The organism is Xanthomonas sp. JL1 (assembly GCF_038405005.1).
Window position 1 is genome coordinate 33,094 of record NZ_JBBYGR010000082.1, and the last position, 10,636, is coordinate 43,729.

The following is a 10,636-nucleotide window of genomic DNA, read 5'->3' on the forward strand; positions in this document are numbered from 1 at the left end:
CGGAGATGTTCGCTTTGCGTCGCTTTACTTCGTGTTGAGCTATGTGCTCACAGCGTAAACAACTATGGTGAGTAGCGCTGCGTTACATGGGGTGCCATGCAGCGGGCAGTACCGCCGTTGTCTATCGTCGATGCGCGCCAGCCGCCGCATCGATCGCGCTGTCTTGCACGCTAATGGGATGGATGCATGAGGGAGTTACGCTGGACGTCGTTTTGGGCTCGGCACCGGCACCGGCGCTGGTTGCGCTTGACCCGGCGCACCGGCGCTGCTGCGCTGTTGTGGACATGCATCATGCTTGGCTGGTCACTTGCGGTCGCACAGGAAGCGCCGGTCGCCCAGCCCAACGCGATGATCGGCGAGCCGCTGTTCCGTGGCCTGGACCACCCGATACCCGACAGCGCGGTGCCGTTTGCGCCGGGCGGGCAACTGGCACGGATCTACGCTGCCGATGTTGCGCATGGCGCAGGTCAGGCGCCGGGCAATGATTTCTGGATCGACCGCATGCTGGCGCGCGAGGGAACCGGCGGTGGCTTCGACGATCGCAACGACTGGCTGTTTACCCGTGGTCGCGCTGCGTATCTGACGTATCACGCGCCTGATGCGCCGGGATTCGTCGGGCAGGTGGCGTATTGGCATTCCACCGATTACGACGCGTTGTTCCACATCTACACCACGCTGGGCAAGCGTCATGTTCAATGGAAGGAGCGTTCGCTGCAGCGGCGGCAGACACCGAGTTATTTCACGACGGTGTTCGAAGATGCCGGCGCAGGCGTGCGCATGCGGCTGGTCAAGTACATCACCGAACAGAACGTGGCGGTGGCCAGTGTCGTGCTGTCCAGTCTGGATGGCGGGGCGCACACGGTATCCCTACAAGCAGTCTCCCCGATTGCCCAGCATGCCGATGGCAAGGAGCTGACCGGCGCATTCGACGCCTACAACCACATCACGACGGTATTTCCGCGTTTATCCGGCGATGGATTCCATGTCGAGGGGCAACGCCTGGTTCGCGAGGTGGACATTCCCGCCAGCGGCGAAACCGCGGCAATCAAGTTGCAGCTTGGCATGCTGACCCGCGAGTTACCCGAAGCGCGCGCCGAGTACACGCGCATTGCCTCGCAAACGCCGCAGCAGGCCTACCAGCAGCATGTGGCCAGCTACAACCACTGGTGGGTGGACAACCTGCCGTACCTGGACACGCCTGACGAGAACATCAGCAAGAGCCTGTTCTACCGTTGGTGGGTACTGCGCTTCAACTTTCTCGATGCCAACGTCCCCGGCAACGACTATCAGTTTCCGGTCGCCATCGAGGGCGTGCTCGGCTACGACAATGCCATCGTGCTGACGGCCGGGATGTTCCTGGACGATCTGAAGTACCTGCGCAATCCGCTGTACGCCTATGGCACCTGGCTCAGCGCGGGCGAAACCGCGGGCGGCGGCAAGTACACCGACAACCCGGGCTCGCCGGAGAACTGGTCCAATTCCTACGCGCAATACATCACGGCCGCCGCATGGCGGTCGATGCAGATCCACGGGGGGCCGGCGGCGCTGGTGGGCAAGTTGGCACGCTATGGCAGCGGTGACGTGGATGGTGTGTTGGCCGCCTACGATCTCAATCACAACGGCTTGATCGAATACGACTGGGCAGCGATGACCGGTAACGACGCCGATGCGGTGTCGTTCGATTGGGCCGCTCAACACGGCCAGATCCGCATGGACCGCACCGAGAGCGCCTATGTCTATGCCAATGCGCAGGCGGCAGCGCAGGCCGCGGTGCTCGCAGGCGATACCGCCACTGCGCAGCGCATGCAGGCCACCGCGCGCCGCATCCGCAAGGCCACGCTTGAGGTGTTATGGCAGGATCACAGCGACACGCCCGATTCGGTCGGGCTCTATGGCGATCTGCTCAAGCATCGCCAGGCCGACGGTCCGCGGCTAGCGGTCGATTGGAAGGAAACCAACAACTACTATCCCTTCAGCGTGGGCTTGATGCCCAAGCACGGCGATAGCGACTACGACCCCAAGTATGTGCGCGCATTGCGGCTGTTCGCCGACGCAGCGCAATACCCGTTGTTTCCGTTCTACACCGCCAACCAGGTGGACATGCAGGCGCGCGGCAGCGGCACCGATGTGGGCAGCAATAATTTTTCCACCATCAATGCAACCGTGGCGTTTCGCCTGTTGGGCTCGGCCTTGCGCGATTATCCCAGCCCATATTTGAACGCGCAGAGCTATCGCAAATTGCTGTACTGGAACGCGTGGGCGCCCTTTATCAATGGCGACAACCGCTATCCGGACCAGAACGAATTCTGGGCCAAGGGCAGTGCCAGGAACGGCGGCAAGATCGGCTACCGCTCGTGGATCCACCATACCCAGCTGGGCGCGACCAACTTCACCATGATCGAGGATGCGATGGGCTTTCGCCCGCGCAGCGACGGCAAGATCGAGCTGTATCCTATCGATATCGGCTGGGATCATTTCGCCGCTGACAATCTGCGCTATCGCGACCGCAATCTGAGCATCGCCTGGGATCGCGATGGCAGCCACTACGGCGGACGGATCCCCAAGGGCTATAGCGTCTATCTGGATGGCCGCTTGGCGTTTCGCGTGGATCGGCTGGCACACGTGATCTACGACCCGGCCAGCGGGCAGGTGAGCCCAGCGCCGGATGCGGTCAATCGCAATGGTGCCGCGCAAGTGCTCCAAGCCCATCCTGCTGCAGTGGCCTCGATGACGCAGGTGTCGTTCGCCGCCGGCACGCGGATCGCGCAGATCCTGGCCAAGGCCGGTGTGGATGTGACCCTGCCACCAGCGCGTAGCCGCAACCTGGCGCAGGGCGCGCGTGTCAGCGCCAGTTTTGCTGCTGCTGGTTTGCCAGCAACGGCTGCGGTGGACGGCAGTACCGCCAGTACGCCGTTCTGGGGCACCGCAGGCTCGCCGTCCGCCAGCGACTGGATCGCACTGGACCTGGGCGGCATGCGGACGCTGGATCAGGTGGTGCTGTACTTCTATCGCAGCTCCTCGCCGGGCGGCGATCAGAACGGCTTTCCGTCCGGAACGCAGCCTGGCTACGCAGCACCGTGGGTCTACGCCGTGCAATATCAGGACGGCAGCGGGGCGTGGAAGACCATTCCCGGGCAGGTGCGCGATGCCACGATGGCTGAAGGCAATCGCAATCGGGTGCGCTTTCCCGCAATCCAGACCGCAGCGCTACGCGTGGTGGTGACCCATGCCGGCACGGCGCGCACGGGCATCAAGGAAATCCAGGTGTTCGACAGCGGCTTGCCGGCGCCGGCGTTCGCGGGCAACACGCCGCCGCAGGTGCAGGCGTGGCAGTTGGACACTCTCGGTGCCGATGGTGCGGTGGTGGTGCAGGCACGCGTCGGCGATGACGGCTTGCCCAATGGCTCGCTGCAGGTGCACTGGCGTGTGCAGCAGGCACCGGAAGGCGGCGATGCGGTGTTTGCCGATGCCGCTGCGCTGCAGACGTCGGTGCGTTTCACCCGTGCCGGGCAGTACACCTTGCGTCTGGTTGCCAACGACGGGGCGCTGATGGGGCATGCCGACGTGCAGGTCAACGCCCCGGCCTCTCGCCCGCTACAGAGCATCCCGTTGCAGGCCATGGCCAGTGTCAGTGCGCAACTCACAGGCATGCAGTACCGCGTGCAGGCCTTGAACGATGGGTTTATCCCAAAGGCAGGCAGTTTTCCCAGTGGCAGCCTGCGCTGGGGCAGTTACGGGCTCGACCAGCCGGCAACAGTGTGGTTGCAGTATCAGTGGCCACGACCTGTGCGGCTGTCGTCCAGTGCGCTCTATCTGTGGAACGACCAGCCCAACGGTGGGGTGGCCGCGCCTGCCAGCTGGAAGTTGCAGATGCTGCAGGACGGACGTTGGCAGGACATCGTCAGCAAGAGCGGGTACCCGATTGCCGCGGCGGCAACCGGCGCCGCAAGCACCGCCAGCTTTGCGCCGGTGGTGACCAACGGACTGCGCGTGGTGTTAACGACTCAGACCACGTCCGACGGGCACGCCGCCATTGGCGTAGACGAATGGCAGGCACTGTCTGAGCTGCCCAAGCAGATGGAGGCGATCGATCTGCGCACTGCTCCCGGGCAGACGCCGTCGCTGCCACAGGAGATCACCGCATTCTTTGCCGATGGCAGCGTGCTGCCGGTGGCGGTGCAGTGGTCCGATCTGGCCGCCAGCCGCCTGGGCCACGAAGGGGCGGTGGAACTGCAAGGCTTGGTGGAAGGCGCGATTCCCGTCAAGGCCACCATCTGGGTACGCGCAACGCCGCCCGGGCAGATCAATACCGTGCAGCCATTGCCGACGGTGACTGCGGTGGTCGGGCATGCACCGACGCTACCGGGTTTTGTCACGGTGCAATACAACGACGGTTCGCGTGAACGCTTGCCGGTGCAATGGCCCACGCTGGAAGCCGCGCGCTACGCACAGCCTGGCGAGATCCAGCTCACCGGCACTGCGCAAGGGCGTGCACCCGCCGGGAAAGTCTCGGTGCCGCTGGTATTGCAGATCCAGGCGGCTGCACCATGATGCGTCTGTTCTCCCGCGTGGTCGTACTGGCCTGCGGGTTGTCGCTGGCCAGCGCTCCGGCCTGTGCCGTGCAGCCGCCGCAGGGAACGCAGCTGCACGCACCCGGCAATCCCATCCTTGCCGACGGCAGCGAATATTCCGCCGACCCCGCGCCACTGGTGGCCGATGGCAAGCTGTACATCATTGCCGGCCGCGATACCGCTGCTCCCAATCTCAACGCGTTCGTCATGCCTGGCTGGCAACTGTTCGTCAGCAGCGATCCGGCTAGCGGTGAATGGACCCACTACCGCGATGTGCTGCGGCCCCAGCAAGTCTTTGCCTGGGCAGACAAGGGTCATGCCTACGCGTCCCAGATCGTGCAAGGCCCAGATGGGCGTTACTACCTGTATGCGCCAGTGCAGCAGCGCGATTCGCCCAACGCCGATCCTTTCGCGATCGGCGTGGCCGTGGCCGATAGCCCACTTGGCCCGTGGGCCGATGCACACCCGCAAGGTCCGGTGGTCTCACAGTCGGTGCCGGGCCGCAACGACATTCAGAACATCGACCCGACCGTGATGGTCGACGACGACGGAAGGGTGTATCTGTATTGGGGCACCTTCGGCGCGCTGTATGGCGTGGAGCTGCAGCACGACATGGTGTCCTTCAAGGGAAGGCCTGTTCTCGTTGACACGCTGGATGGCTATTTTGAAGCGCCCTGGCTGTTCAAGCGCAACGGCACCTACTACCTGGCGTACGCGGCTAACAACGCCGGTCGTCTTTCACCATGCACGCCCACGCTGTATCACGCGTGCATCGCCTATGCGAGCGCGCCAACACCGCTTGGCCCGTGGACGTATCGCGGCATCGTATTACCGCCGGTGTCCTCGACTACCTCGCATCCGGGCATCGTCGAATTTCAACGGCAGTGGTATCTGGTGTATCACACCGCCGACGCGCAGGGCGGCGGGCATTTCCGCCGCAGCGTGGCGATCGACCGGCTGGAATGGGACGACAGCACTCAACCGGCCAGCATCCGCACCGTCGTGCCGACGCGGCGCCCCATGCCGCCGGTGCCGCCCAAACGCAATCAAGCGCCGTCGGCCTACGCAACCGCGTCCAATGGGCCCGATATCCCGGTGCAGTACTGGATCGCCGCGCTCAACGACGGCATCGTCAAAGCCAATCCATTGCCGCCGGAGATGTGGGGCAGCTGGACGGAGAACAATCCACCGCAGCAATGGCTGCAATACAGCTGGGCGCAACCGATCACCCTGGATCGCACGCGCATCGTGTTCTGGGCCGACCACCCTGCAGGTGCCGACGTCGGCGTGGCGCCGCCAGCGCGCTGGCATCTGGAGTACCGGCACGCTGGGCGATGGCAGCCGGTGCAGCCGAGCGATGGCTATGGCACGCGCATCGATCACGATGAAGCGGTGTCGTTCGCGCCGGTGACGACGCGCTGCGTGCGTGTTGTGATGGATGCCTCTGGCAACGCGTCCAGCTACGCTGCGCTGGCGGTGCAGGAGTGGGAAGTGTTGGCACCGCAGCCACAACGCGTGCCACATGCCACTGCCGCCGACAGCAAGCGTTGCGATGCGCCGTGAAGCAGCTGCCAAAGCGTCAGCTGCGGCAGTCGAACGGTTGCTGAGGGCGCGTAGGCATCGGAGTGCACTGGCGGTATATGACGTTTTGGGGCTCAGATGCCGCACGCGCGCACGCACGTGCTTCGCGAACGCGCACCGGGTGTTCAGGCGTGCTTATGCGCTTCACGCCACATAGCCAGCAGAGGCTCCGGATGCAGATAGTCAGCGCACCAGCGCTGCCTGGCGACCCGCCGCAACATGCATCGAGTGTGTCTGCCGCAGCCATTGCAGCCAGGGGCTCGGCCATCGTCCCTCAACGCCAAGCTGTGTTCCACACTTTCCATGAGGTCGCAGGTGCCACATATCCCCGCCATGCGCTTACCCACCATCGCAGCGTGGTGCTTGTCTCTCGCACTCATGCCGCTCCTGTCAGCGACTGCAGCGCCGCTGGCAGCGCCCACGCCAGCGCAGTACGCGCAGGCAATGGGTTTGTCCGATCATTACGCCTCGCTGGTGGACCGGCAGCCCACGGCACCGGTGTGGGTGGATGCCGGGCATTTTCTGTATCGGCGTGAAGTGGCACGCAGCAACCAGCTGCCGGCGATCGAATACCGCTTGGTGGAAGCCGCCAGCGGCCGCAACACATTGGCCTTCGATCACGCGCGGCTGGCCGCAGCCTTGACGCAAGCCGGTGCCAAGGCGGTCGATGCAGGGCGCCTGCAGCTGGAGAAGCCCGTCCTGAAACAGCAGCGCCTGAGCTTCCAGTTGGCGAAGCTGGGCTGGCAATGCGATCTGCTGCGCGATCGCTGCGCACAGTTGCCCGAACGCGATGTGCCGGCCGAATCGATGGACATGCGCCTGCCGCTCAAGCAGGGCGAACGCCAGGCCATCGTGTCGCCGGATGGTCGCTGGCGCGCCTGGGTGGAACGGGCCAATCTGATCATCGCGCCTGTCGGAAGTAACGAGCGCAGCGTGCTCAGCCATGATGGCAGTGCAGAGGATTACTACGCGCTCGACAGCGTGGTGTGGTCGCCGGATTCGCAGCATCTGGCGGCGTATCGGGTCAAGGCGCCACCGCCGCGCATGGTGTATTACATCGAATCGGCGCCGGCCGATCAGGTGCAGCCGAAATTGCATCAGCAGGTCTACCCCAAGCCGGGCGATGCGTTGCCGGTGATGCAGCCGGTGTTGTTCGACGTCGCCACGCACGCAGCGTATTCGGTAGCGATGACCCTGCTGCCCAATGCCTTCACCTTGAGCGAGATGGTCTGGTGGAAGGACAGTCGCGGGCTCACCTTCGAATACAACGCACGCGGCCACCAGCTGTACCGGGTGATTGAAGTCGATGCACGCACCGCCGCCGCGCGCACGCTGATCGAAGAAACTTCGCCTACGTTTATCGAATACTCCGAGCTCAGTGGCGTGCATGAAAACGGCGGTAAGCACGCACGCCAGGATCTGGACGATGGCGCGCAGATCGTGTGGGCATCCGAGCGCGATGGCTGGGAGCATCTGTATCTGTACGACGGCCGCAGCGGCGAGGTGATCCGCCAGATCACCCGTGGCGACTGGGTAGTGCGCAAGCTCGATCGCATCGACGAAGCCGCAGGGCAGGTGTACTTCACTGCCTCCGGCATGCAGCCCGGCGAAGACCCCTATGACCGCCACGCCTATCGCATCGGCCTGGACGGCAGCGGGCTCACCGCACTGACGCCGGTTGCTGCCGATCATGAGGTGCGCTATTCGCCGGATGGAAAGTGGATGCTGGACCTGTACTCGCGGGTGGATCTGGGCCCGGTACTGGAGCTGCGGCGCAGCGCAGATGGCAGCCTGGCACGCACCGTGGAGCGCACCGACCTGAGCCGCCTGCTGGCGGCAGGGTGGCAGGCGCCGCTGCCGTTCCATACCACCGGGCGCGATGGCAAGACCGACATCTGGGGCGTCATCTATCGCCCGCTGCAGCTCGATCCGCAGCAGCACTACCGCGTCATTGAAGACATCTATGCCGGTCCGCAGGGCTCATTCGTCCCCAAGAGTTTCAGCACCGCCACACCATCGCTCACCGGGCTGGGTTTTGCGGTGGCATCCATCGATGGCATGGGCACCAACAACCGATCGCGCGCCTTCCACGATGTGGCCTGGCGCAATCTCAAGGACGCAGGGTTGCCGGACCGGATCGTCTGGCACAAAGCTGCTGCCGCGCACTACCCGTGGTATGACATCCACGGCGGTGTCGGTGTGTACGGCACCTCGGCAGGCGGTCAGAACGCACTGGGGGCGCTGCTGTTTCATCCGGAGTTCTATGTGGCGGGCGTGGCCAATTCCGGTTGTCACGACAACCGCATGGACAAGATCTGGTGGAACGAGCAGTGGATGGGCTGGCCGGTAGGCCCGTGGTACGCCGAATCGTCGAACGTGGAGCACGCCGCACGTCTGCAGGGGCATCTGTTGCTGGTTACCGGCGACATGGATATGAATGTCGACCCTGCCAGCACCTTCCAGGTGGCCGACCGCTTGATCAAGGCCGGCAAGGATTTCGATCTGCTGGTCGTGCCCGGCGGTGATCACGGTGCCGGCGGCGTCTACGGCAAACGCCGTGTGCTGGATTTCTTCCTGCGCTGGATGCAGCAAGCGCCAACGCCGGAGTGGAATCGCACCGCAGCAGCACCGGTCGCAGCGTCGCCGTGATGCGCGCGCGTCGCGGCTCGCGTGCTTTGATTTGATCGCATGCGCAACGCATCGAGCACGATGCCCGGCCTGCGTGCCGGTTCTCGTCATCTTCATCTGCACCCCAGTCGCCGCACAGCAGTGCGCATGCGTGCGGGCGCAAGCGCGGTCACACCACAACGCATGATCGTTCAGTTGCAAAACATGCTGTTTTCCGCATGCGCTGTCGCCAAATGCGACAAGACGCAGCGTCTACGCACAGGCACATTGTGACCAACTGCTGAAACTGGAGCGCACGGGCGCATCCAGTGCGAAACCCACTTCCTTTCCGACAACAGGCATTGCTGCGCGGCCGTTCGGTCGCCTGTGTCGCAGGTTGTCTGCGTGTCTGCACCACGGCCGCGGCCCGTGGTTGGCTGCAGCATGCCTCGCCATCTAGGTCGACCTGCGCCGCTGTATGCCGGCACGGGCGTGTGTTGCCCATCGTTTTGTCTGTCATACCACGCAGGAGCACTGCATGCCGATGTTGCCGTTCTCCCGCACCACCGGCACGACCACGCAGCCGTTACCGAGCAGGCTCGCCACCGCGTTGTTGCTGGCGCTGTCGGCAGGTGCGGCAGCGCCGGTGTCTGCGCAACAGGCCACCGGTGGCGATGCAACGCAGACGCTGGGCAGCGTGGTGGTCACCGGCTCGCGCTTGCGCCGCGTGGATACCGAAACTGCCAACCCTGTGGTCATCGTCAGCCAGCAACAGATCGCCGCCACCGGCAAGGCGACCGTGGGCGATTTGTTGCAGGAATTGCCATCCATCGCCGGCAACGCCACCAACCCGTATACCAACAACGGCGGCGGTACCTGGGCTTCGGCCATCTCGCTGCGTGGCCTGGGCGACAAACGCACGCTGGTGCTGGTTGACGGCATTCGCCTGGCTTACAACGACGTCAATGCCATTCCTTCGAGCATGATCGAACGCATCGAGGTGCTCAGCGATGGCGCCTCTGCGGTCTACGGCTCCTATGCGATCGGCGGCGTGGTCAACTTCATCCTGCGCTCGCGCTTCGATGGCGTGCAGTTCAGCAGCGACGTCGGCACCAGCAGTGAGGGCGACGGCAACCGACGCAACCTCACGCTGACCACCGGCAAGACCTGGGAGCGCGGCAGCCTGATCGGCAGCCTGTCGTATCACAACATCGATGCGGTGTCGGCAGCGGCGCGCCATGACTCCAAGGATGCGCTCGCGCTGACCAATGGCCAACCGGTGAAGCAGGGCTCCTCCGCCACGCCCACCGGCACGGTCAATTTCAACGACGGGTCGGATCAATCTCAGCTGCTCGCGCCATCCAATGGCTGCGGGCGCGCCACCCTCAGCAGCGGGGTCAGCGGGCGCGCCGGCCCGAACGATTTCCACTGTTACAGCGCCAGCGCGGACTCCTACAACTACGGGTCTGTCAAGCCAACTGTGTAAGCAGGTTTTTCATAGCGCATTCATCGGCACGCGTTCTTCGCCGAACATCACCTGGAAGCTTTGCAGAGCCGGTTTCCAGTGATGGATGGACCGCCAGTTCTTCGATGCCTCGCGCACGGCCAAAAACAACGATTTGAGCGCCGAATCGTCGTTGGGGAAAATACGCCGGTTGCGGGTGAGCTTGCGCATGACCATGTTCAACGATTCGATGGCATTGGTGGTGTAGATCACCTTGCGGATCTGCGGCACGAACTGCAAGAACGGGATGATGTTGTCCCAGTTGCCCCGCCACAAGCGGACCACCGCACGGTATTTGTCGCCCCACTGCGTGTCCAGCGCCTCCAGTTCCGCCGCCGCTTCTTCCGCCGTGGCCGACTGATAGATGCGCTTG

General features: G+C 64.1%; 4 protein-coding genes and 1 pseudogene. 4 read left to right on the forward strand and 1 reads right to left on the reverse strand.

The features are described 5' to 3' along the window. The first annotated feature begins 186 nt into the window (after nt 1-186). The 4 genes and pseudogenes from WJW29_RS18330 to WJW29_RS18345 all read left to right on the forward strand — a co-directional run. Nucleotides 187-4,551, forward strand: a complete 4,365-nt coding sequence (locus WJW29_RS18330) for an Ig-like domain-containing protein (protein WP_011409002.1) — start codon at nt 187-189, stop codon at nt 4,549-4,551. After that, the gene (locus WJW29_RS18335; RefSeq protein ID WP_033013184.1) at nt 4,548-6,134 is read left to right on the forward strand and encodes a family 43 glycosylhydrolase; all 1,587 of its coding nucleotides are present in this window, start codon (nt 4,548-4,550) and stop codon (nt 6,132-6,134) included. Before WJW29_RS18330 ends, WJW29_RS18335 begins: the two co-directional genes overlap by 4 nt. Before the next feature lie 321 nt (nt 6,135-6,455). Beyond that, nucleotides 6,456-8,801: a S9 family peptidase gene (locus WJW29_RS18340; RefSeq protein WP_011259647.1), complete on the forward strand. Its 2,346-nt coding sequence runs from the start codon at nt 6,456-6,458 to the stop codon at nt 8,799-8,801. Nucleotides 8,802-9,297: 496 nt separating this feature from the next. Further along, nucleotides 9,298-10,221 (forward strand): annotated as a pseudogene (locus WJW29_RS18345) (TonB-dependent receptor plug domain-containing protein); the annotation flags it as partial. A 33-nt stretch (nt 10,222-10,254) separates the two neighbouring features. Here the strand turns inward: WJW29_RS18345 and WJW29_RS18350 are convergent. Then, nucleotides 10,255-10,636 (reverse strand): transposase (locus WJW29_RS18350; RefSeq protein WP_181689904.1); only part of this gene is annotated, 382 nt, incomplete at its 5' end.

Excerpts from the sequence above, each read along its gene's own strand:
- WJW29_RS18330 (WP_011409002.1), top strand. The coding sequence starts at position 187 with ATGAGGGAGTTACGCTGGACGTCGTTTTGGGCTCGGCACCGGCACCGG.
- WJW29_RS18335 (WP_033013184.1), top strand. The coding sequence starts at position 4,548 with ATGATGCGTCTGTTCTCCCGCGTGGTCGTACTGGCCTGCGGGTTGTCG.
- WJW29_RS18340 (WP_011259647.1), top strand. The coding sequence starts at position 6,456 with ATGAGGTCGCAGGTGCCACATATCCCCGCCATGCGCTTACCCACCATC.